The organism is Nitratiruptor sp. YY09-18 (assembly GCF_016593235.1).
Classification (GTDB): Bacteria; Campylobacterota; Campylobacteria; order Campylobacterales; family Nitratiruptoraceae; genus Nitratiruptor.
Genome location: NZ_AP023065.1, coordinates 1,400,884 through 1,422,770 on the forward strand (window position 1 = coordinate 1,400,884; position 21,887 = coordinate 1,422,770).

At 40.4% G+C, this 21,887-nt stretch carries 24 protein-coding genes; 9 read left to right on the plus strand and 15 right to left on the minus strand.

What is annotated here, in order from left to right; translation table 11 throughout:
* Positions 1–114 precede the first annotated feature (114 nt).
* The 7 genes from JG734_RS07440 to tilS are packed head-to-tail and all read left to right on the plus strand — an operon-like array spanning position 115 to position 7,574.
* Positions 115–2,163, plus strand: a complete 2,049-nt coding sequence (locus tag JG734_RS07440; RefSeq protein ID WP_201332659.1) for an ATP-dependent helicase — start codon at positions 115–117, stop codon at positions 2,161–2,163.
* Positions 2,160–2,975: a tRNA pseudouridine(55) synthase TruB gene (truB, locus tag JG734_RS07445; protein ID WP_201332660.1), complete on the plus strand. Its 816-nt coding sequence runs from the start codon at positions 2,160–2,162 to the stop codon at positions 2,973–2,975. Before JG734_RS07440 ends, truB begins: the two co-directional genes overlap by 4 nt.
* Before the next feature lie 2 nt (positions 2,976–2,977).
* A complete protein-coding gene (locus JG734_RS07450) occupies positions 2,978–3,760 on the plus strand; it encodes a 4-(cytidine 5'-diphospho)-2-C-methyl-D-erythritol kinase (RefSeq protein WP_201332661.1) in 783 nt (260 codons plus the stop codon).
* Positions 3,738–4,190 (plus strand): SsrA-binding protein SmpB, encoded by a 453-nt coding sequence (gene smpB, locus JG734_RS07455; RefSeq protein ID WP_201332662.1) that lies wholly within the window; start codon positions 3,738–3,740, stop codon positions 4,188–4,190. Before JG734_RS07450 ends, smpB begins: the two co-directional genes overlap by 23 nt.
* Before the next feature lie 39 nt (positions 4,191–4,229).
* Positions 4,230–5,300: a GGDEF domain-containing protein gene (locus tag JG734_RS07460; RefSeq protein ID WP_201332663.1), complete on the plus strand. Its 1,071-nt coding sequence runs from the start codon at positions 4,230–4,232 to the stop codon at positions 5,298–5,300.
* Positions 5,297–6,604: a 30S ribosomal protein S12 methylthiotransferase RimO gene (rimO, locus tag JG734_RS07465; RefSeq protein ID WP_201332664.1), complete on the plus strand. Its 1,308-nt coding sequence runs from the start codon at positions 5,297–5,299 to the stop codon at positions 6,602–6,604. Before JG734_RS07460 ends, rimO begins: the two co-directional genes overlap by 4 nt.
* A complete protein-coding gene (tilS, locus tag JG734_RS07470; RefSeq protein ID WP_236586839.1) occupies positions 6,573–7,574 on the plus strand; it encodes a tRNA lysidine(34) synthetase TilS in 1,002 nt (333 codons plus the stop codon). The genes rimO and tilS overlap by 32 nt, the downstream gene beginning before the upstream one ends.
* Here tilS and JG734_RS07475 read toward each other — a convergent pair.
* From JG734_RS07475 to JG734_RS07495, 5 genes are read right to left on the minus strand one after another with little or no spacing between them, the layout of a single operon-like run.
* On the minus strand, positions 7,531–8,028 hold the full coding sequence (locus JG734_RS07475; RefSeq protein WP_201332665.1) for a hypothetical protein: 498 nt from the start codon (positions 8,026–8,028) through the stop codon (positions 7,531–7,533). The genes tilS and JG734_RS07475 overlap by 44 nt on opposite strands.
* Positions 8,025–9,047 (minus strand): hypothetical protein, encoded by a 1,023-nt coding sequence (locus tag JG734_RS07480; protein WP_201332666.1) that lies wholly within the window; start codon positions 9,045–9,047, stop codon positions 8,025–8,027. The genes JG734_RS07475 and JG734_RS07480 overlap by 4 nt, the downstream gene beginning before the upstream one ends.
* A 10-nt stretch (positions 9,048–9,057) precedes the next feature.
* Positions 9,058–9,669 (minus strand): lysophospholipid acyltransferase family protein, encoded by a 612-nt coding sequence (locus JG734_RS07485; RefSeq protein ID WP_201332667.1) that lies wholly within the window; start codon positions 9,667–9,669, stop codon positions 9,058–9,060.
* Entirely contained in the window at positions 9,669–10,967 is a 1,299-nt protein-coding gene (miaB, locus tag JG734_RS07490) for a tRNA (N6-isopentenyl adenosine(37)-C2)-methylthiotransferase MiaB (RefSeq protein WP_201332668.1), read from the minus strand. Before miaB ends, JG734_RS07485 begins: the two co-directional genes overlap by 1 nt.
* On the minus strand, positions 10,964–11,209 hold the full coding sequence (locus JG734_RS07495; RefSeq protein WP_201332669.1) for an HP0268 family nuclease: 246 nt from the start codon (positions 11,207–11,209) through the stop codon (positions 10,964–10,966). The genes miaB and JG734_RS07495 overlap by 4 nt, the downstream gene beginning before the upstream one ends.
* Before the next feature lie 164 nt (positions 11,210–11,373).
* On the opposite strand from JG734_RS07495, the gene nusA reads away from it, so the two are divergent.
* The gene (gene nusA, locus JG734_RS07500) at positions 11,374–12,477 is read left to right on the plus strand and encodes a transcription termination factor NusA (protein WP_201332670.1); all 1,104 of its coding nucleotides are present in this window, start codon (positions 11,374–11,376) and stop codon (positions 12,475–12,477) included.
* On the opposite strand, the gene JG734_RS07505 is transcribed toward nusA, so the two are convergent.
* The 7 genes from JG734_RS07505 to gap form a co-directional block, all read right to left on the minus strand.
* Positions 12,474–13,436 (minus strand): ABC transporter permease, encoded by a 963-nt coding sequence (locus JG734_RS07505; RefSeq protein ID WP_201332671.1) that lies wholly within the window; start codon positions 13,434–13,436, stop codon positions 12,474–12,476. The two genes, nusA and JG734_RS07505, sit on opposite strands and share 4 nt — an antisense overlap.
* On the minus strand, positions 13,433–13,984 hold the full coding sequence (locus JG734_RS07510; protein WP_201332672.1) for a hypothetical protein: 552 nt from the start codon (positions 13,982–13,984) through the stop codon (positions 13,433–13,435). Before JG734_RS07510 ends, JG734_RS07505 begins: the two co-directional genes overlap by 4 nt.
* An 88-nt stretch (positions 13,985–14,072) precedes the next feature.
* The gene (locus JG734_RS07515; protein ID WP_201332673.1) at positions 14,073–15,308 is read right to left on the minus strand and encodes a porin; all 1,236 of its coding nucleotides are present in this window, start codon (positions 15,306–15,308) and stop codon (positions 14,073–14,075) included.
* A 91-nt stretch (positions 15,309–15,399) separates the two neighbouring features.
* Entirely contained in the window at positions 15,400–16,224 is an 825-nt protein-coding gene (gene fabI, locus JG734_RS07520; RefSeq protein WP_201332674.1) for an enoyl-ACP reductase FabI, read from the minus strand.
* Positions 16,224–16,916: a triose-phosphate isomerase gene (locus tag JG734_RS07525; RefSeq protein WP_201332675.1), complete on the minus strand. Its 693-nt coding sequence runs from the start codon at positions 16,914–16,916 to the stop codon at positions 16,224–16,226. Before JG734_RS07525 ends, fabI begins: the two co-directional genes overlap by 1 nt.
* Positions 16,917–18,113, minus strand: a complete 1,197-nt coding sequence (pgk, locus tag JG734_RS07530) for a phosphoglycerate kinase (RefSeq protein WP_201332676.1) — start codon at positions 18,111–18,113, stop codon at positions 16,917–16,919.
* A gap of 1 nt (position 18,114) precedes the next feature.
* Positions 18,115–19,101 carry a type I glyceraldehyde-3-phosphate dehydrogenase gene (gap, locus tag JG734_RS07535; protein WP_201332677.1) on the minus strand — a complete coding sequence of 329 codons (987 nt, stop codon included), beginning with the start codon at positions 19,099–19,101 and terminating at the stop codon, positions 18,115–18,117.
* Positions 19,102–19,170: 69 nt separating this feature from the next.
* On the opposite strand from gap, the gene nadD reads away from it, so the two are divergent.
* On the plus strand, positions 19,171–19,704 hold the full coding sequence (gene nadD, locus JG734_RS07540) for a nicotinate (nicotinamide) nucleotide adenylyltransferase (RefSeq protein ID WP_201332678.1): 534 nt from the start codon (positions 19,171–19,173) through the stop codon (positions 19,702–19,704).
* Here the strand turns inward: nadD and rsfS are convergent.
* Genes rsfS through JG734_RS07555 form a run of 3 tightly spaced genes read right to left on the minus strand, consistent with a single transcriptional unit; the run spans position 19,682 to position 21,865 of the window.
* On the minus strand, positions 19,682–20,011 hold the full coding sequence (rsfS, locus tag JG734_RS07545) for a ribosome silencing factor (protein WP_370583640.1): 330 nt from the start codon (positions 20,009–20,011) through the stop codon (positions 19,682–19,684). The two genes, nadD and rsfS, sit on opposite strands and share 23 nt — an antisense overlap.
* Positions 20,012–20,014: 3 nt before the next feature.
* Positions 20,015–21,598, minus strand: coding sequence for an arginine--tRNA ligase (argS, locus tag JG734_RS07550; protein ID WP_201332680.1), 1,584 nt, complete (start codon positions 21,596–21,598; stop codon positions 20,015–20,017).
* 33 nt (positions 21,599–21,631) lie between these two features.
* On the minus strand, positions 21,632–21,865 hold the full coding sequence (locus JG734_RS07555) for a twin-arginine translocase TatA/TatE family subunit (RefSeq protein WP_201332681.1): 234 nt from the start codon (positions 21,863–21,865) through the stop codon (positions 21,632–21,634).
* Positions 21,866–21,887 lie beyond the last annotated feature (22 nt).

Genomic DNA, 21,887 nt, shown 5'->3' on the forward strand with positions numbered 1-21,887 from the left:
TTATAACTCAATTTAATAAAAATTTACAAATTATAACTTTATCAAATAAACCTTTGAAAAGATCTTCATAATTGTTTTGATATAATATTTAATAAAACTATTAAGAAGATGTTGATGGAGAAGATTTTACAAGAGCTTAATGAAGAACAGCGCAAAGCAGCAACGACTATAGATGGACCTATTTTAGTCCTTGCAGGGGCCGGAAGTGGCAAAACGAAGACTATAACTACAAGATTAGCTTATCTTATTAGTATTGGTATAGATCCAGCCTCAATTTTGACTCTCACATTTACCAATAAAGCTGCCAAGGAGATGCGAGAACGTGCACTCTCAATGCTTGATAGCACTATCTATCCTCCCCTTTTGTGCACCTTTCACAAGTTTGGCCTGCTCTTTTTGAAATTTCACATACAAAGACTAGGTAGAGATAACAACTTCGTCATTATTGACACAGATGATAAAAAGCGTATTCTCAAATCGTTCAAACCAGATATTGCAATCCCCCTTATTGCTAGTGAGATATCCAAATACAAAAATACGCTTATCGATCCAGAAACAGCCATAGCAAATGCGAAACTTCCCAATTACAAAAAAATAGCAAACTATTACCAAAAGTATCAGGAGTATTTGGAAAAGAATAATCTTGTAGATTTTGATGATCTTTTGGTTCTTACATACAAAATTCTTGACCAAGATGAGGCACTTTGTCAAGAAATTAGTCAAAAGTATCAGTTTATTATGATTGATGAGTATCAAGACACCAATGAGTTGCAAAATCTATTGGTTAAGAAGCTTTGCACTGCACACAACAATATCTGCGTAGTGGGCGATGATGATCAAAGTATCTATGGATGGCGTGGTGCAAATGTGAAAAATATTTTGGAATTTCCCAATGAGTTTGCCAATACAAAAGTGATCAAGCTAGAAAAGAATTACCGCTCTACCCAAAAGATACTTGAAGCTGCCAATAATCTCATAGCCCATAATCGCAATCGTCTTGGCAAAACTCTTGTAGCTACGCTTGGAGAGGGTGATGATATCGATATTAAAAGCTATACAGATGAGCAGCAAGAGGCCTCAGAAATTGGCAAAAAGATTCTCTCCCTTATAGATAAAGGAGTCTCACCCAAAGAGATTGCCGTGCTCTTTCGCATCAATGCACTCAGCCGCTCTATTGAAGAGGCTTTTAATAAGCTCTCATTGCCCTTTAAACTTGTAGGAGCAATTCGCTTTTACGAAAGAGCCGAAATCAAAGATATCATCAGCTATCTTCGTATCATTACCAATCCACTCGATGACTTTTCACTCAAGCGTATCATCAATAAACCAAAAAGAGGTATTGGAAAAGCTACTGTTGAAAAGCTTGAGAGAGAAGCAAAAAAGAGTAGAGTATCAATTTTGGAATACCTCAACAATACTGATGCAGATACTCTCGCAGCTTTGGTTGGTAAGAAAAACGCAAAAACATTAAATGCATTTATAACTACAATCAAACAACTCCAAGAGTTTGCTCAAAATCAGGGTCTTTACAACTTCATAGAAGAGTTTGAAAACAAAATTGGCCTCAAAAAATACTACGCATCGATGCCAGACGGATTTGAGCGTATCGCAAATATTGATGAATTTTATGGGCTTTTTCGTGATTATGTCAAACAAAACCCAGAAAATTCACTAGAAGATTTTATCAATGACCTCTCCCTCCAAAGCGACCAGGATCAAATTGGAGGAGACGCAATCTCTATCATGAGTGTACATGCAAGTAAGGGGTTGGAGTTTGGCCATGTGTTTATTATAGGGCTTGAAGAGGGATTTTTCCCACTCACAGGAGATGGATGTGATATAGAAGAAGAGAGACGCTTAGGATATGTAGCAATGACAAGAGCCAAGGAGCGTCTCTACCTCAGCCATGTCCAAAGCCGCTTCTATAAAGGACGCAGAGCTACGCTTGATAAGAGTCGCTTCATTGGTGAAGCGGGACTTTGCAAAGCAAGTGTCAAGATTGAAAAACGTGCAGGATTTAAAAAGGGTGATCTTGTCAGACATAAAATCTTTGGTATTGGTCGCGTCATTGGAGTGAGTCGTGCGGGACGTGAATATAAACTCACTATCAATTTCGGAGGGCAGCAGCGCGATATTCTCTCTAGTTTTGTGGAGAGGGTATGAATCGACTCTTTGTGGGATACAAACCGCAATTTCTCTCCTCCAATGCCTATCTTAGCCAGATTAAGCGCAAATACCACGTCAAAAAAGCTGGGTTTTCCGGTACACTCGACCCTTTTGCTTGTGGAACACTCATCATTGCTTTTGGAGCCTATACGAAACTCTTTCGCTTTTTGAAAAAATACCCCAAAGAGTATATCGCTACCCTTTGGCTAGGAGCCCATAGCCCAAGTCTTGATATAGAAAAGATTGATCGTATTGATGAGGTCAAAAAGCGCTCAGTCCAAGAGATTGAAGCTGTTTTAGACTCATTTGTAGGCCAATTTACCTATACTCCTCCAAAGTATAGCGCCAAGAAAGTTGGCGGCACAAGAGCATATAAAATGATCGACAAAGATATAGCCCTCCCGCAGGTCGCATCTACAATCTATGAAATTGAACTTTTAAACTACTCCCACCCTTTTATCACTTTTAGAAGTGTGGTAAGCGAGGGGACATATATCCGTAGTCTTGGAGAGCACATCGCGCAAAAACTTAGGACAACTGGAGCTTTGAGTTATCTTGAGCGTACACGTGAAGGTGCATTTGTCTATGAAGATGAAAAGCCCCTTGATCCTCTCCAATTTCTTATCACTAAGCCAAACAGTACTACTCTTAGTGCCCAGCAGATTCTCCATGGCAAAAAGCTTAAATGCAGAGATCTTGCAGTTTGTGAAAATGGGATCTACCATCTTGTCTTTGATACATTTTTTACTATCATAGAGATTGAAAATTACAAAATCAAATATCTTCTCAACAATCTCCCAAGGAGCTAGGAATGGAGCGCAAAGCCTATGCCAAACTCAACATTTTTCTCAAAATAGTAGGCTTGCGGGATAACTACCATGAACTAGTATCGCGCTTTATTCTTTATAAAGAGATCTATGACATCATAACATTTGAGGAGGGAGAGTTTGAGAGGTTTGAGATTGTAGGCACGCCTGAAATTAGGCGGGAAGAAAATATCATCTACAAGGCCTTCTGCGCGCTCAATTCCTATACTCACAATCCCAAAATTATAGATTTTTTTTTCTCTCACCGTGTTAAAATCACAAAAAATATCCCATCAGGTGCAGGGCTTGGAGGTGGCAGCAGCGATGCTGCAATATTTATGCATATGGTCAATGATGCGCTTGGACTTGGACTATCAAAAGATGAGCTTGCAAAAATAGGTGCGAACATCGGAGCTGATGTACCTTTTTTTGTCTATGGATATGAGGCTGCAAATGTGAGAGGTATCGGAGAAAAAATTGAGCCTTTTGAAGACACTATTCCAAAACTTACTCTTAAAATCAGCAATAGCCATTGTAATACAGCTAAAGTCTACCAAACATATCGCAGTGAGTGTATGGAGAGTTTCGCGATAGGTCTTGCAAACCGCCTCGCCTCCATGACAGCTGAAAAGATTTTAGATACAATAGAGCCTATTAAAGCCAATGATCTTTATTGTGCAGCGATGAGGCTCTGCCCTGAGCTTGCACAATACAGCGATACGTGGTATCTTAGCGGAAGTGGGAGTACCCTTTTTAGGAGAGCAGATGAGAGTTGTAGCAACAAATAAGAAAGCTTATCACGATTTTGAGATTTTAGAAAAGTATGAAGCTGGCCTGGCACTGCAGGGAAGTGAAGTCAAAGCGATTCGTGCAGGGCGAGTTAATCTCAAAGATAGTTTTGTCAAATTTGTCAAGGGTGAGCCCTATGTATTTGGCATGCATATTAGCCACCTAGATAGCGCAAATCCCCACTTCAAACCGGATGAGAAGCGCCCAAGAAAACTGCTCCTGCACAAAAAAGAGATCAACAAACTCCTTGGTAAAACATCTGAGAAAGGTTACACGGTAGTGCCTTTACGCCTCTATTTTAATAACAAAAATCTTGCGAAGCTCGAAATTGCACTAGCAAAAGGGAAAACTTTGCACGATAAACGTGAGAGCTTAAAGAAAAAGATCATGGATCGCGAAGCCAAGATAGCTATGAAAAATTATAGCTAAAGCCCGATAATAGCAACAACCTCGAAAAGGATGAAGCACGTGGAAGAGATCTACTGCAAACTGAAGCAAAAACTAGAATCAAAAGAGAAGCTCACACAAGATGATGTTAAAAAGATCATGCAAATAGTGCGCAAACAGATGAATTTCATGATCAAAAATAGCATCATCATAACTCCCAAAAATTACGAACGGTGGTTTTATGTCTTCTGTAATATTGTAGAGAACAATAAAGAGCTCAATGATCTAGAGATCTTGGGTCTTTTTAAAGAGATGTTCAATGAACCCTATGATGAGATCAAAGATAAAAGTGATGAAGCGCTACAGGGCAAGCAAAAGGGAATGGTCAAAAAGCTTGTGCGCATCGCTGATACTATTGAACAAAAGCTTGTTGAAGTAATTAACACTATCGACTCTCACAATGAATCCCTCCAAAATCATCAAGAGGAGATTAAAAACGAAGAGCTCGAACTCCAAGATGAAAATATCAAACCTGTTCTCAAAAAGATTCTCGATGAAGTGGAGATGCTTCGAAGAGAAAATGAGCTGTTGACATATGAGCTGCGCAAATATCATGCAGATGTGGTTAAACTCCAAGGAGAGCTCCTCACTGCACGCACTGAGGCAGAGATTGACTTCCTCACAGGTTTAGTAAATAGGCGCAGATTTGAGCGAGCACTTCTTGAGATGATCAACGACTACCAAACACGAGACTACCCTTTTGCTCTCATTCTTCTAGATATCGATAACTTCAAGCAGATCAATGATAAATATGGCCACCCTGCAGGTGACCAGGTGCTCAAAGAGATCGCACTCATTCTCAAGACATTTTTGCGTGCAAACAATATCGCTGCAAGAGTGGGAGGTGAGGAGTTTGCTATCCTCGTACCTGGAGCAACTGCAAAAGAGGGAGCTGCTGTAGCAAACAGGCTCCGCGCTACTATTGAAAACCGTACTTTCAATACTACAGAAGAGGATATCAAGGTAACAGCAAGCTTTGGTGTCTCAGGTGTGCGTAAAGATGATACTCTCGATACTATCTTTGCTCGCGTAGACAAAGCACTCTATGAAGCCAAAAATAGTGGAAAAAATCGCGTGGTGGTTATAGAATGAAAAAGCTCCATATTGTCTCGCTTGGCTGTACCAAAAATCTTGTAGATACGGAAGTGATGCTAGGGCGTCTCCAGCACCAATACAGCCTCACTAACTCACCAGAAGAGGCTGATGTCATCATTGTCAATACATGTGGTTTTATTGGTCCAGCAAAAGAGGAGAGCCTCCAGACGATCTTTGATCTGCACTCTAGACGCAAGGAAGATTCTCTTCTTGTAATGGCAGGATGTCTGAGTGAGCGTTACAAAGAGGAACTCCAAAAGGAGCTGCGTGAAGTTGATATCTTTACAGGTGTAGGAGATTATGCAAAAATTGATGAGCTCATAGCCAAAAAGAGGAGCGCATTTAATGAGCAGGTCTACTTGATCAAAAATGAGGAGAGACTCATTACAGGTTCGTCCTTTCATGCATATATAAAACTAAGCGAAGGATGCAACCAGCGCTGTAGCTTTTGTGCTATTCCCTCATTCAAGGGCAAGCTCCAATCGCGCCCTTTGGAAAATATCGTTGAAGAGATCAAGAGACTTTCTGACCAGGGTTTTAAAGACTTTACTTTTGTCTCTCAAGATAACAGCTCCTATTTAAGAGACTTCAATATCAAAGATGGCTTGATACGTCTCATCGAAGAGATAGAAAAAATTGACGGAGTCAAGAGCGCACGGATACTCTACCTCTATCCATCTACAACCTCTCATGCTCTCATCGATACAATTGCTGCAAGCAAAAAGTTTGTCAACTACTTTGAAATGCCAATTCAGCATACAAGCGATAGCATGCTCAAAATTATGAAAAGAGGCATAGGAGCCGGCCCAACTATCGAGCTGTTAGAGCATATGCGCTCAATTCCTGAGAGTTTTTTGCGCACGACACTCATCGTAGGACATCCTGGTGAGAGTGGGGAGGATTTTGAAGAGCTTGCTTCTTTTGTACATGATTTTGACTTTGATAGGGTCAATCTCTTTGCTTATAGCGATGAAGAGGGTACGAGTGCCTATGGGCTTCCAGATAAAATCCCACAAGAAATTGTTGAAGCAAGACTTGAAAAACTTGATGCAATAGTGCAAGAAAAGGTACAAAAGAGCTTGCAAAAAGATCTTGGCAAAGAGGTAGAGGCATACCTTGAAGGAAGTAACGAAGAGAGTGAACTGCTGCTGAGTGCTCGCAAAAAGATCTGGGCGCCAGAGGTTGATGGAGAGATTCTCATCATTGATAGCGACATTGAAGGACTGAAGGTAGGAGAGCTCTACCGAATTGAAATTAACGAGATTGTAGGTGACAAACTCCTTGGAACTATTAGAGCTTGAGAGGCTACAAAAAGGTAAGAATCTTCTAGCATTCTCTGGCGGAGTAGACTCTACTGCTCTCTTTTTTTTGCTTATAGAGAAAAATATCTCTTTTGATATTGCAATTGTCAACTACAAACTACGTCCCCAAAGTGATGAAGAGGTAGCATATGCCAAAGAGCTAGCAACCAGATACAATAAACGTATCTTTATCAAAGAGGTACCACTCTCTCCTCCATCTATCGAAGAGAAAGCCCGTAAAATCCGCTATAGATTTTTTGAAGAGATCATACAAAAGTATGGCTATGAGAATCTCCTCACCGCCCACCAGCTCAATGACCAACTAGAGTGGTTTTTAATGCAACTAGCAAAGGGAGCAGGTGTTGTTGAAGCGATTGGGCTTGAACCTGCTAGCCAAAGAGAGGGATATGTAGTTGTGCGTCCACTTCTGCATACTTCTAAAGAGGAGATCTTGCGATTCCTTGAGAAAAAAGATATTCTCTACTATATCGATAACTCCAACTATGATACATCCTTTGTGCGTAACTTCATTCGCAAAAACTTCAGCGACCCCCTCATGCAAAAGTTTGCTCCAGGAATAAAGCGCTCAATGGACTATCTTCTCCATGACAAAAAGCTCTTGGAGCCAAAGATTGCTAGCATTAAAAAGCTCTTTATCGCCAAAAATCCCCACGAAAAGATGCAGACACAAAGAGCATTTTTGATGATGGCCAAGAGAGCCGGCTATTTGCCAAGTACAAAACAGCTTGCAATAATGAGCGAGCAAAAGAGCGGTGTAATTGGTGGGAAGATAGCCTTTGGCCAGAATGAACGAAATCTCTTTGTAGCGCCATTTATGAAGCAAAGCATCCCCAAAAAAATGCGTGAGGCAATGCGTCGCAAGAAAATCCCTCCTACAATTAGAGGGTATATTTATAGCGAAAATCTCATTGATACTCTTGATAGAGTTCTAGAAAAAAACTTGTCTTGATTTGATTGCCTATACGCTCAAATTTGAGTGGAAAATCAAGAGCAATAGGATAGCCCTTTTTGTGGATAGTATCAAGAAGTTTATAGAATTTAACAGGTGTATCAATATAGCCTTCGGCATAGAAGCGATGAATTGCAAATTTTCCATCTTTTTTCTTGCCTATATCTTTGATACTTACATTTTGCATAAAATTGGCTAAAAGAGAAAAGAGTATCTCTTTGTTCATATATTTTAGTTGCGAACTTTTACTATTTTTCGCATCGGCCTCGAGACTCTGTTTTGTTTTTTGGATATATGATGTTATACTCTTTTGGAATGCAAGTTTGCTTGATACTGCAACATTTTCATTTACATCTTTATCCACTATAAATAAATAGAGGATAAAGACTATGAGTACAAAAAAGAGCATCAGCGCCATAGAAAGAAGTCTCTTTTTATCAATTTTTCCTATCATTGGGTTGCCTCTTCAAATACTGCTTCAAAAACATACCCCTCTTTTGTTTTGCGGATATCGATATGTTTTTTTGTAAAAATTTTTGCTAAATTTATCTGTAACAGTTTCTGTACCGATTTTTTACTAATTCCAACACCTTTTATGATTATTGCACCCTTATTAAATTCTGCAAATGTGAGATAGACATCTTCGGGAACAAGATTAAAAATATATTTGATTTTTTCAGTTATAAGACTATTTTTTTCATCAATGCTTTGGAGTATCGGATCGATCTTTTGTTGCTTGAGTTTTGTTGCTGTATAGGCGTTGTTCTGATTTGCAAGGGTAATCTGCCTATTGCGAAGCTGTGCTATCTGCTCTTTTTTCATTTTTGTATCATATTTGATATAAAAGTCATAGCCTATAAGCACGATGATAGCTGCAGTACCAACAACCAAAGAGAGTATATTGCGCTTCCAAAAACTCTCCTCTTCATGCATAAGTGGCTGAATAAGATATTTTGTAAACTCCTCTTCATGACAAAAATCTCTCTCATGATCTATATCGACAATGCGCAGTACCACACCTAAATTTTGCTCCAACTCCTCTTCAAATATCACCAAAAGATTGTAAAAGCGATAGTAAATAACCTCTTCTATGAAGTAGCTATTCTCTTGTGCATAAAACTCCTTGAGAAACTGCTCTACAATGTGAAAGAACTCTTTATTCTCTTTTATAGAGAGGATTTTATAGTAAGCAGGCCTATCCTCATAAAACGTTGTAAGATAAATATACTCTTCAGTAGCGAGGCTATAGAGGCGGTTTGGCCTTGGATCCTTTTGATACTGCAAAAATAAAAAAGAAAATGGAGAAATAAAGTCTTTTGTAGCACCTGCTGCAACTGCTTTATTAATCTCTTTGTATGGAATTGCGATATACCATCCACTATGATCTATATAATAATACTCTTGAGGATTCTCTTTGGAGTCTGTTACATACTGCAAAGAGGTATCAAGAAAAAGACACTCCCTCTTAGCCACTCAAATCCTTTTAAAATTGTAACATTTTCTCTTGTATGAAAGCTTTAGCTTTATTATCGTCAAAAGAGTTGATTTTGAAAGGCTTTTTGACAAAAAAGGTAATTTTGCTAAAAGGTTTTGGAATAATGAATCTATCCCAGCTTTTAAGTTGCCAGCACTTTGAAGCCTCATAGTGAAAGATTACTATGGGAGCGTTGCTCTTTTTTGCTAGAGCCACGATACCTGGAGCCACTGAGTGTCTAGGACCTCTTGGTCCGTCAGGAGTTATAGCGATGTCATACCCCTCTTTGATTTTGCGAAAAGCTGCAATGAGTGCTTTTGCCCCACCCTTTCGTGAGGAGCCTCGAATAGCATCAAAGCCAAAATATGCAATTGTACGCGCTATGAGCTCTCCATCAAAGTGCTCACTAATCATTGCAGCTATTTTATGATTTGGTCGCAACTTTTGATATAAAAATGGATGCATGAGCAGTTCACCATGCCAAAAGGCAATGATACATGGCTCTTGGGGAATTCCACCTTCTATTTTGAACTCTTTTTTGCAGGTAGCATACAATAGGCGCATCAAGAATGCACCTATTGGCGGAAGGATTGCGAGAAGGACTCGCCGCTTAAAGCTCATTAGCCTACTACTTCACCCTCTAAAGCAAGGCGCCCAGGTTTTGTGATCTTCACATCTACAAACTTTCCCAATAACTCTTCACTTCCTTTGACTTTGACGATCCAGTTGTTATCTGTTCGCCCAGACACATAACCATTTGGCTTGAGCTCTTCAAAGTAGACTTCATAGACCTTGCCCTGCTCTTTTTGGCTTATAGCATCTAGCATTTGTAAATGGAGGTTTTGCAGATACTGCAATCTTTTACTTGCTATTTCATCTGGTACTTGATCAGGATACTCTTTTGCTGGGGTGTGCGGTCTAGGAGAGTATTTGAAGCTAAAGATCTGCTCAAATTTCACCTTCTCTACTACATCGATAGTATCTGCAAAATCCTCATCACTTTCCCCTGGAAATCCCACGATTACGTCAGTAGAGATATGTACATCAGGCACCATTTGGCGTAGTTTCATAGCTCTATCCAAAAACCACTCTTTGCTATAGCCCCTCTTCATTGCACGAAGAATCTTCGTGCTTCCGCTTTGCAGAGGCATATGCATAGATTTACAGATTTTTGGATTGCTTGCAAACTCTTGCAAAAATTTATCATCCATATGGAGTGGATGGGGCGAAGTGAATCTGATGCGCTTGACCTCTTCTATCTCACTTACCATCTTCAACAGATCGGTAAAGTCGATCTTGCGATCTTTATCGCTAAAGCGTCTGCCATAATTGTTGACATTTTGCCCGAGTAAAAATATCTCTTTGGCTCCGTTTTGTGCTGCACGTCTTGCCTCTTGGACAATGAGTTCTGGAGGGATGGATATCTCCTCACCCCTTGTGGCTGGAACGATACAGAATGTACACTTTTTATCACATCCTATAGAGATATTTATCAATGCTTTATATGGCGATGAGCGAAAATCACTAAATGCATAGGTACTCTCATCATGATTGATATCTACTTCGACCGCCTTATTTTTTTTGAGCACATCGCGAATCTTTGAGACATTTCTTGCTCCTAGTACGAAGTTTACATAAGGAGCTTTTTTGATAATCTCTTCACCAAGATGGCTAGCGGTACAACCGCATACACCAATTTTTGCACCCTCTTTTTTGACTTTATTAAAATACCCTATCTCACTAAATAACTTATGTACCGGTTTTTCACGCACTGAGCAGGTATTGATAAGGATTAGATCAGCTTCATCAATTTTCTGAGTTACTTCAAAATCCTCTTTTTGCGTAAGTTCAGCGATAATGTGCTCACTATCTCGCACATTCATCGCGCAACCGAGCGTCTCTATATAAAGTTTTTTCATGCTAGTATATGCACCTCATAGATATAATCATTCTCATCAAGTCCATATTTTACTTCACGAAAATAGACACTATACCCCTTCTCTTCAAAATACTCTACCATTTCCATAAGATCTTTGTGCGAATTTTCTCTATCAAAATAAAATATCTTATTTCCCTCTTTTTCTACAGCCTCTTCGATTTTTTTGATATCAATGCTTTTTGGTTTTGCACTCAGTGATTCGCGCGCTAATTTTAGTTCCATTCACAACACCCTTTATACTTTCTTTTGTAATGTGTAATTATAGCAAAACTCCCTCTTTGTTATAAGATAAGATTAAACTTAATTGAAGAGTTTTTTGTATATAATTGCTCAACTGCAAATCTTCTGCACCAAAAAATCATAAGAATTTAAAGGATGTTAAAACTATGGAAAAAATTGTAGATATTATTGACTCTATTGCACACGAAAAAGGGCTTGATGTCGCAGCAGTTACTGAAGCAATCAAACGCGCCTTTATCAATACTGCTAAAAAAGTTATAGGTGAAGATCTAGAATTTGAAGCTGAAATCGATCCAAAAAGCAAAAAGATGCAGCTTTTTCAAAAGATCATGGTAGTTGCAGATGATGATGAAAGGGCCAAAGAGGATCCAGAGCGCTACGTGACAATCAGTGAGGCAAAAGAGATCGATCCTGATGTGGAAATTGGTGATGAGCTGCGCTTTCCGATTGAACTTGAAAAATATGGCCGCACAGCTGCAATGCGTCTGCACAATGAGATAGAGTATCATATCCAAAGACTTCTTGAAGATCAACTCTTCCAAAAATATAAAAATCGCGTAGGTACAATCATAAGTGGTCCTGTCACACGGGTCGATGAAGAGGAGAATACCTGGGTAGAGATCGATGAAGTCAAAGGCGTGCTTCCAAGACGCTACCGCATCAAGGGTGAAGTTTTCAAACCAGGTGATACTTTGCGTGCAATTTTGCGCCGCGTTGTGGTAGACAAAGTGTATGGCATTTACCTTGAGCTCTCCCGCACCACTCCAAAATTTCTCGAAGAGCTTCTCAAACTTGAAGTCCCTGAGATCAAAGATGGGCTTATAACTATCGAAAAGGTTGCAAGGATTCCTGGTGAGAGAGCAAAAGTAGCAGTCACTTCCCACAGTCCAAAAATTGATCCAGTAGGAGCATGTGTAGGTGTCAAGGGTGTGCGTATCAATGCAGTAAGTAAAGAGCTCAATGGCGAAAATATCGACTGCATTGAATATTCACCAATCCCAGAGATTTTTGTAGCAAGGAGTCTCAGTCCTGCTATCATTACCAGTGTGAAGATCGAAGGGGAGAAAGCGATAGTCACTCTCCCACCAGATCAAAAATCAAAAGCTATCGGCAAAAGTGGCATTAACATCCGCCTGGCTAGCATGCTCACTGGATACGAGATAGAACTCGTAGAAAAAGGAGCTGCAGTTGAGGAGCAAAAAGAGGAGGAAGAGCCAAAAATCACACTCCAGGACCTCTTCAAAGATTAACTATTTGCTGCAAACGGATTGAGGCGCATGAGGACAATGTCTGCAAGAACATTGCCTAGTAGCGTCAAAAAAGCTGTGATTATCAAAATACCAAGTATGACGGGATAGTCTCTTGCCATCGCTGCTTGATAGAAGAGTAGTCCCATACCATTAATTGAAAAGATCGATTCAAGTATAACACTTCCTCCAATAATTCCTGGCAATGAGAGTCCTAACATCGTCACAATTGGTGGCTTTAGATTTGGGATGATGTAGTACTGTACAAGTCTTCTTCCCTCAATGCCTCGTGCTTTTGCAAAAAATATATAGTCACTTTTTAAAATTTCTAACGTTAAAGATCGAATATACTGCACAAGTGATCCAAATCCCACAAAGACAACAACAAAAAGTGGCAAAGCCAAATGCCATAAAAGATCAAGGTAATACCAGATACCATGCTTTGGCTCAAGTGAATGAAGTCCACTAATGGGAAAGAGACCAAGATCAACACTCAAAAATATTATGAGCAGCAGCGCCAGATAGAACGAAGGCATTGAAAAAGAGACTAAAGAGAGGCTTTTAATAGCTCTATCAAAGAGTGAGCCTTCATCGATTGCAGATTTGATACCAAGATAGAAGGAGAGGAGAAATATTATAACCATAGCACTAAGATTAATACCCAGCGTTATACCAATGCGGCTTGCAATCTCATCTATGACAGGTTTTCCACTAGCAAAGGATATACCAAAATCGAGATGCAACAGAGCCTGCAGCCATGCAAGATACTGCTGCCATAGCGGTTTATCTAATCCATAGATGGCTTTGAGATGCTCAAGAGTATCTGGAGTAATGTTTGGATTGAGTTCACCTGCAGCCAAGAACGAATTGGGAGCTAGGTGAATAGCAAAAAAGCTAATAAGAGATATCAAAAAAAGCATCCCTACAATATAGAGAAACTTTTTTATGATTATTGTCTTCATTTGACTCTATGGAGAGTATAGACTTTACCGTTATACATATCAGTAATATCTTCGATAGTATTATTATCTACTACTCTTATTTTTCTCAGTTCTCCTCCGAAAGTAATAAATCCAAGTTTTGCACCCTGTGCGATATCAAGACTTATAATCTTTTTCTTTGGATCTACATTATCAACCATCCATTTACCAGTGAGGGTACGTATATGGTGACCATCTTTTTGTTTGAAAGTTACTTTGTCAATTGTAAATGTATAAGAGATTTCATCCCCTTGCCATTTACCTAGGAGAGTTTTAACTAAAGGCGAATCTTTATATTTCTTATCTACTGCAGTCACTAACTTATTGGCAGCTTCTACTTTAGTAGCCTCTACCTTCTCCCATGTACCATCTGGCTTGATTGCAAGAGTTTCATTACCTTTTTTGACTACTTTTACCTCTTGCCAAGTTCCATCAGGTTTGAGCTCAATAACTTTGCCATTATCAAGAGTGATGTAATTGCCTGCAAAAAGAAGTGCACCTAAAATTGAAGAGATAATAACTTTTCTCATTACGTTACCTTTGTAGTTTTGAAAAATTGTAACGCAAAGGAGATTAAAGAAGAGTTAATATGTTTCGGGCAAGAGCCCGAAAGCAAAATTAGAAGTTGTAAGTGAGGTAAACTTGAATAGTGTTGTAGCTATCTGCATTGTTTTGATCATCTGCATCTGTATAGATGTATGCAAGAGTAGCATCAAGGTTACCGAAAGATTTGCTAGCAGTAAGAGCAAATTCTGTCATATCAGTATCTGTTTTGTCTTGGCTTGAAGAGGTATATTGTGCCATAAAGTCAGCAACATCTTCCATGTTGTAAGCAGCACGAAGCATGAATGCATCAGTATCTGGGTCACCTACATATCCATAGTTCCACCATGCTTCAGTATAGAGTTTTGTTTGAGAACCTTTTTTTGCACCTGTAGCAGTGTTGGCAATTGTCACAATTCCATCTTCATCAGTTGAAGAGTAAGCTGCACAAAGTTTGAGGTTGTCCATAGCATAACCAAGTTTTATAGCCCATGCACTTGATTCATCAAGACTATCAATTTGTCCTTGCGGATCAAGATATGCATACTGTGCACCAAACTTAAGTCCAGGTACAACTTCATTGAGATCTACATCTGCTTGCAACCACCAAGCGTTTGCAATATCAGTTACATTGTAGAACCATACTTGTGCAGTAGTCATAGGAATAAGTTTTGTAACAGCAGCGACAGCATATGCACCGCCATCAACTTTAGCAGGATTCAATCCGTATGCTTGTACAATAGCAGTTCCGTAAGTTTCAAAAGGATCAGTTCCGTTTACAACGCCTCTTACAACACCACCATTAACACCGTTTCCTCTACCAACCCATGCAGCAACAAGTGTAGTTTGAGGAAGGTCATTGTTAAGAAGTACTGCAGCATCGAAGCTGTTTGCAACAATGTTCCACTTTTCACTAAATGCTAGTGGAGTATCAAGTTCTTGGCGACCAATTTTTACAGTTGTATTTCCAAAAGTCTTAGCAAGCCACGCTTCATTTACCCACCATTGTGCATCAACGCCACCAGCGTATCCTGCCCATGTTGCGCTTACGAGGTTATTTTCTAGACCAAGTGTAGAAAGACCAACAGCGCTAAGCTTTCCTGCGACACCATTTGCAAGATCTGCAGTTACAGCTACAGTAGCTGCTGCTTGACCATAAGAATTTTTCTGATCAAAAAGATCATTTGGATCCATATCATTAGTGCCATAATAAAGTTTTGCATTTCCACTGAATTTTACATTTTGTACATCAGCAAATGCGCTAACACCTAGAGCTACTATTGCAGCAAGGCTAAGTTTTGCCAGTTTCATTCTTACTCCTTTGTTGTGATTAAGTTAATTCACCCTCTCATTATAGGTGATTTTTCCTTAAATTTTAGTTACTTTAGTAGCACAATTTAGTTTAGTCTTTAATCCTGTCCCAAACTAACACAGTCTTGCCATCTACCTCTTCTACCTCGGCAAGTCCCATAATGTGGTAACCAGCATCTACATAGTGCACCTCGCCTGTCACACCTGATGCTAAATCACTCAAAAGATACATCGCACTGTTGCCAACCTCATCGATTGTTACATTTCTGCGCAAAGGTGAGTTTGCTTCGTTCCACTTAAGAATCGTACGAAAATCTCCAATACCACTAGCTGCAAGAGTCTTAATAGGACCTGCACTAATTGCATTAACGCGAATTCCTTGGGGACCAAGGTCTGCAGCAAGATAGCGCACACTTGCTTCAAGGGCTGCTTTTGCAACACCCATGACATTATAGTGAGGAATGTAACGCACAGATCCTAAGTAGCTTAGTGTCAAAATACTTCCACCTTCATTCATCAAAGGCAATATTGTACGTGTAAGCTCAAGCAGAGAATAAACCGAGATATTCATAGCTATCTCAAATGCATCTTTGGAAGTGTTGACAAATCTTCCATCAAGAGCCTCTCTTGGAGCAAATGCAACTGAGTGTACCAAGAAATCTATCTTGCCAAAATCTTGCTCAAGATTTTGGCGCAGAGCTTCGAAGTGTTCAGGTTTGCTTACATCAAGTTCATAGATCTTGTCACTCCCCATTTCTGCTGCAATTGGCTCTACTCTTTTTTTGATTGCATCATTGAGGTATGTAAAGGCAAGCTCTGCTCCTTGCTCTTTGCACGCCTTTGCGATGCCATATGCAATAGATTTATTGTTTGCTACTCCTACGATAAGCCCCTTTTTGCCTTCCATAAGTCCCATTATATCTCCTTTGCTAAATCGATCATCTCTTGCATTGTTGTAATATCCCAGCTAGCTGTACCGATAAGTGCTCCATCACACTGTTCAATATGCAAGATCTCTTGGATATTTGCCGGCTTTACACTCCCACCATAAAGAAGTGGCGCGCTTGTTTTACTGCGCAAAAACGCCAAGACTTCAGTTATATCTTCGGGTGTTGCACTCTTGCCTGTCCCTATCGCCCATACCGGCTCATAAGCAACGATGAGCTTTTCATACTCTAAATCAACTCCTACAAGTTGTGCTTCAATGGCTCTGTGTATCGCTTCGCTCCCTTTATCTCTCTCTTTGCTCGTCTCTCCTACACAGTAAAAGATCCTAAAGCCTTGCTCTTTATAAAAGGCAAACTTCTTGGCTATGAGCTCTTGGCTCTCACCAAAGATATGGCGTCTCTCACTATGGCCTAGGATAAGAGTATTGATCCCAAACTCTTGGAGCTGCTGCAAGCCAATCTCTCCTGTGAAGGACCCATGTACAGCAGCGTAAGCGTTTTGGGCTCCAACTCTGACCTTCCCACTGTGGGCTTGCAAAGCAGTTGCAGGTGGAAAGACATAGAGCTCTACTCCTCCACTCTCATGCTCTTCTAACTTTTCAAGATACTCTCTTGTGGAAGCTCTGGTGTGATTCATTTTAAAATTGGCAGCAAGTATCATCTAGTCCTCCACCATAAGTGCTTTAATACCTGGAAGCTCTTTTCCCTCAAGGAGTTCCAGGCTAGCTCCACCACCAGTGGAGATAAATGTCATCTCATCATCTACCCCAGCCTTACTGATGAGACTTGCAGTATCACCACCGCCGATGATTTTGGTTGCATAGCTCTCTGCTACGTAGTTCGCGAGCTTGATAGAGCCTCTTGCAAATTTATCTATTTCAAAGACACCCATAGGTCCATTCCACAAAATTGTCTGCACATCGTTGAGAGCTTCGCGGAAGAGTCTTGTAGATGCTAGACCAATATCCAAACCCATCCAATCTTTTGGAATCTCTTTGAAAGTGACAAACTTCACAGGGGCATCCTCTTTGAGCTCTGGCGCAACCACAAAATCCACAGGAAGATAGAGCTTTACTCCAAGTCTCTTGGCCTCTTCCATGATCTTCTTCGCTTCTGGTACGAGATCATCCTCTACCAAACTCTTCCCTACCTCTTCTCCAAGTGCTTTGAGGAATGTAAAAGACATTCCACCACCAATAATGAGCTTATCTACTTTTGGCAAAAGATTGATGAGGGCTCCCAGTTTGCTCGATACCTTACTTCCTCCAACTATTGCAAGGAATGGACGGGTTGGATTTTGTAAAAGTTTATAGAGGTATTTGATCTCTTTGAGAAGCAAAAAGCCAGCAGCTTTGTGATCTTTGTCATAAAAGTGGGTGATCGCTTCTACTGAAGCGTGGGCTCTGTGACTCACACCAAAAGCGTCATTGATATAAAACTCTCCAAATTGACTGAGCTGCTTTGCAAACTCAGGATCGTTTTTTGTCTCCCCTGGCTCAAAGCGAAGATTTTCTAGCAAAAGAATCTGCCCTGGCTCTAGGCTGGCTGCTTTTTGTTTCGCATCCTCACCTACTACATCCTCAGCCATGATGATATCTTGTTTGAGGAGAGTATGGAGTCTTTTTGCAACCGGTTTGAGAGAGTATTTTGCATCTCTTCCTTTTGGCCTTCCCAAATGGCTACCTAGGACAATTCTACATTCATGATCAAGACAGTAGCGAATAGTTGGAAGCGCAGCGCGAATTCTTCTATCATCAGTAATATTGTCATACTCATCTAGCGGTACATTAAAGTCGCATCGAATAAAAACTGTGGCACCTGGATATAAATCAAGCTCTTTTATAGATTTTATATGCATACTACTCCTTTGTTATAAATTTTGCCATATCTAATAGTCTATTTGCATAGCCCCACTCATTGTCATACCAGCTCATGATCTTGACCATATTATCGATTGTCTGTATGAGATCGAGAGCCACGATTGAGCTCTCTTTTGCACCTACAAAATCTTGTGAGACACCATACTCTTCATCTACTCCCAAAATGCCTGCAAGCTCACCCTTGGCATAGGTGCGAAAAAGCTCTTGTAGCTCAGATTTCGTGACATTTTTGGCTAATACGAGATCGAGATCCATAAGGGATACATCTGCTACAGGCACCCTCACACTGCGACCATCAAGCTTGCCTTGCAGATTTGGTAAGACTTTAAAAATGGCACGCGCCGCACCAGTTGTAGTAGGAACGAGATTGATAGCAGCTGCGCGGGAGCGGCGGATTTCTCGCTTGTGATCGCTATCGAGGAGGTTTTGATCAATTGTATAGCTGTGCACTGTCGTCATGAGACCCTTTTGAATGCCATAGTGCTCATCAAGGATTTTGACGATGGGAGCGAGGCAGTTTGTTGTACAACTAGCATTTGAGATGATGTGCTCTCTATCATAGTTTTGGTGATTGATTCCATAGACAAATGTTGGCGTATCATCTACTGCTGGAGCAGAGATGATCACCTTCTTTGCATAGCGCAAGTGTCCCTTTGCGAGATCTTGTGAGAGAAATTTGCCAGTCGATTCTATAACAACATCCACTTCATCAAAATCGATTTGCTCTGGAGAAGTTGCATGAGCTGTTGCAATTTTTTTGCCCTCTATGTAGAGATTCTTCTCATCAGCTTCGATTGCATAATCACAGCGGCCATGGACTGAATCGTGCTTGAGAAGATAGGCCATCATGGAAGTTTGCATGAGGTCATTGATAGCTACGAGCTCAAATTCCTTACGTTCAAGTAAATTTCTCGCAACCGCCCTTCCTATACGGCCAAAACCGTTAATCGCTACCTTTAGCTTCATCAACTTCCCTCAAAAATTTTGATAAATTTTATCTAAATCAATCTATAATTTTGGTTAAAAAGGGTACAGATGCATATAGCAATTTTTGGGGGAAGTTTTGATCCCCCACACACAGGACATGTAGCGATAGTCAAAAAGGCTTTGGAGGATCTTGATATCGATCTACTCGTAATCGTACCCACCTATCTCAACCCATTTAAGCAAAGCTTCAAAGCCCCACCAAAGAAGCGACTGCAGTGGCTCAAGAAGATTTTTATGTATCAAAGTAGAGTCAAAATCTGTGATTTTGAGATACGTAACAATCGTCCAACATACGCAATAGAGACAGTTGCGTATCTGCGCAAACGCTACAAACCTCAAAAAATCTACTACATTATTGGAAGTGATAATGTGAGCTCACTGCATAAGTGGCATCAATATAGAAAACTTTCCCACTTAGTGGAGTTTGTGATTGCAACAAGAAGAGGCTATGAGGCGCCTTACAAATTTAAAAGATTAGAAGTTGATGTGCCTGTAAGCTCGACAATGCTGCGAAAACACCCGCAAAAGCGCTATCTCCCCAAGCAGGTAGCCTGGGAGATTATACGTTTTTATCGCGCATGAGCTCTGCTAAAAACTCTTCTATCTGGTATTTATTGCGGTAGGCTTCAGTCATGAGATGTACGAGGATATCTCCAAGATCGATCACAATCCATTCATCACCCTCTTGCACTTTGATAAACTCTTCTCCTTGGGGCTTTAGCTTCTCTTTGAGATAGTCTAGAAGAGCAGTGGTGTGCTTGTCACTAAGAGTTGTTGCAATAATTACTCTATCTACAAAATAGTCACTCTTGGATGTATCGATGATGTCGACATTTTCACCCTTTTTCTCTTCAAGCAGATCTTTAATACGTTGGGCTCTTTTTTGAATCATCTACATCCTTTCTTTTGCTTCAATTCCTAGCAATCTCAAACCAACACGCAAAGAGAGTGCCACAGTGAGCAAGAGTTTGAGATAGCGATCCTCATACTCTGTACCTATGACTTTGTGTTTATTGTAGAAGCTATGCAGGTGAGCTGCAAGGGCTTTAAGATAATCGGTCATGCGCTGCACTTCTCTTTTTACAAAAGCATCTTCAATGATCTCTGGCAAGATGAGCGCTTGGAAGAGTAGATCTTTTGCATCTTCATTAAGGCCTACTAGTTTCACATGTACAACATCTTCAAAGCTCTTCCCAGCTTTCTCCAAAACTGAATGGATACGTGCATGGGCGTAGTTGATATAGTAAACAGGGTTTGAGCTATCCTCTTTTTTGAGCATATCCACATCAAATTCAAGATGTGTATCGCTCTTTTTGCTCAAAAACATAAATTTCAAAGCATCTGCCCCAATCTCTTCCACAACGTCACTCATCAAGATAAAGTTGCCCGCACGTTTGCTCATCTTATACGGCTCTCCACCTTTGAGCAAAGAGACCATCTGTGCTAAGATGATCTCTAATCTTTCTGAATCAAATCCTAAAAATTTGATAGCAGCCTTGACACGCGCTATGTAGCCGTGATGGTCAGCTCCCCATATATTGATATAGCGATCAAACCCGCGCAAAAATTTATCGTAATGATAGATGATATCACCAGCAAGATAGGTAGGGCGGCCATCTTCACGCACGACTACCCTATCTTTTTCATCTCCATATTCTGTTGAGCGAAGCCACACTTTGCCATCTTTTTCATAGATGGCTCCATTTTTGCGCAAAATTTCAAGCACCTCATCCCAGCGCTCATAGAGACTCTTTTCACTGACGAAATTGTCAAACTCAATCCCCACACTCGCAAGATTTGCGCGAATGAGCTCCATCATCTTATCTTTTCCCCACTCGCTGAGGCGCTCGATATTTGCCTCATCTTCAAAAAACTGCTCTCCAAACTCTTCGATCGCCTCTTGTGCCAAATCTTTAATATACTCGCCTCTATAATATTCGTCCGGCCATTGGATATCTTTGCCAAGAGCCTCTCGTGCAGCCAAAAAGATCGAAAGCCCCAAAAGATATATCTGATTTCCAGCGTCATTGATGTAGTACTCTTTGAGTATATCGTTGCCAAGGTACCTTCCCATACGTGCAAGAGCCTCGCCTATGACTGCACCTCTTGCATGACCTATATGGAGGGGTCCAGTTGGATTGGCGCTCACAAATTCTAGATGAATTTTTTGGCCTTGGCTATCTGCTCCAAACTGCTCCTCGTTTTGCAGTGCCCATGTTGCATAAGAGTCCATGAAATCTTCGCTGAGCTTAAAATTGAGATAGCCTCGAATTGGCTCGACTTTTTCAAAAATCGGGTTCTCTTCGAAACTTTTTGCCAACTCATCGGCTATTTGCATGGGGCTTTTACGCAACTCTTTTGCTAACGCAAAAGCGATGGGAGTAGCATAATGACCAAACTTTTTCTCTTTTGGTTTTTCTAGGACAACATCTTTTTGGATAACTTCTTGGAGTAACGATTTGACACGTTTTTTCAAACAGTATCCTTTGACAAAGAGGAGAACTCCTCTTTATGCATTTGTAGTTTCAGAAGATTTTGTTGTAGAAGCTGTAGACTCTTTTTGTTCTATCTCTTTTTTCTCTCCGTTTGCAGCGATCTCTTCTTCGTCTTCTCTCATCGCTTTTTTGAAGTTTTTAATACCGCTTCCAAGCCCTTTTGCAAGCTCTGGAATCTTCTTAGCACCAAAGAGCAATACAACAATTGCTAATATTATTAAAAGTTCTGGCATACTTGGCATTCCCATAGAGACTCCTTCGGTTTTATTA

Bases quoted from the DNA above. Each gene is read 5' to 3' on its own strand.
- JG734_RS07440 (WP_201332659.1), top strand. From the start codon at position 115: ATGGAGAAGATTTTACAAGAGCTTAATGAAGAACAGCGCAAAGCAGCA.
- truB (WP_201332660.1), top strand. From the start codon at position 2,160: ATGAATCGACTCTTTGTGGGATACAAACCGCAATTTCTCTCCTCCAAT.
- JG734_RS07450 (WP_201332661.1), top strand. From the start codon at position 2,978: ATGGAGCGCAAAGCCTATGCCAAACTCAACATTTTTCTCAAAATAGTA.
- smpB (WP_201332662.1), top strand. From the start codon at position 3,738: ATGAGAGTTGTAGCAACAAATAAGAAAGCTTATCACGATTTTGAGATT.
- rimO (WP_201332664.1), top strand. From the start codon at position 5,297: ATGAAAAAGCTCCATATTGTCTCGCTTGGCTGTACCAAAAATCTTGTA.
- JG734_RS07475 (WP_201332665.1), bottom strand. From the start codon at position 8,028: ATGATAGGAAAAATTGATAAAAAGAGACTTCTTTCTATGGCGCTGATG.
- JG734_RS07485 (WP_201332667.1), bottom strand. From the start codon at position 9,669: ATGAGCTTTAAGCGGCGAGTCCTTCTCGCAATCCTTCCGCCAATAGGT.
- miaB (WP_201332668.1), bottom strand. From the start codon at position 10,967: ATGAAAAAACTTTATATAGAGACGCTCGGTTGCGCGATGAATGTGCGA.
- JG734_RS07495 (WP_201332669.1), bottom strand. From the start codon at position 11,209: ATGGAACTAAAATTAGCGCGCGAATCACTGAGTGCAAAACCAAAAAGC.
- nusA (WP_201332670.1), top strand. From the start codon at position 11,374: ATGGAAAAAATTGTAGATATTATTGACTCTATTGCACACGAAAAAGGG.
- JG734_RS07505 (WP_201332671.1), bottom strand. From the start codon at position 13,436: ATGAAGACAATAATCATAAAAAAGTTTCTCTATATTGTAGGGATGCTT.
- JG734_RS07510 (WP_201332672.1), bottom strand. From the start codon at position 13,984: ATGAGAAAAGTTATTATCTCTTCAATTTTAGGTGCACTTCTTTTTGCA.
- JG734_RS07515 (WP_201332673.1), bottom strand. From the start codon at position 15,308: ATGAAACTGGCAAAACTTAGCCTTGCTGCAATAGTAGCTCTAGGTGTT.
- fabI (WP_201332674.1), bottom strand. From the start codon at position 16,224: ATGGGACTTATGGAAGGCAAAAAGGGGCTTATCGTAGGAGTAGCAAAC.
- JG734_RS07525 (WP_201332675.1), bottom strand. From the start codon at position 16,916: ATGATACTTGCTGCCAATTTTAAAATGAATCACACCAGAGCTTCCACA.
- pgk (WP_201332676.1), bottom strand. From the start codon at position 18,113: ATGCATATAAAATCTATAAAAGAGCTTGATTTATATCCAGGTGCCACA.
- gap (WP_201332677.1), bottom strand. From the start codon at position 19,101: ATGAAGCTAAAGGTAGCGATTAACGGTTTTGGCCGTATAGGAAGGGCG.
- nadD (WP_201332678.1), top strand. From the start codon at position 19,171: ATGCATATAGCAATTTTTGGGGGAAGTTTTGATCCCCCACACACAGGA.
- JG734_RS07555 (WP_201332681.1), bottom strand. From the start codon at position 21,865: ATGGGAATGCCAAGTATGCCAGAACTTTTAATAATATTAGCAATTGTT.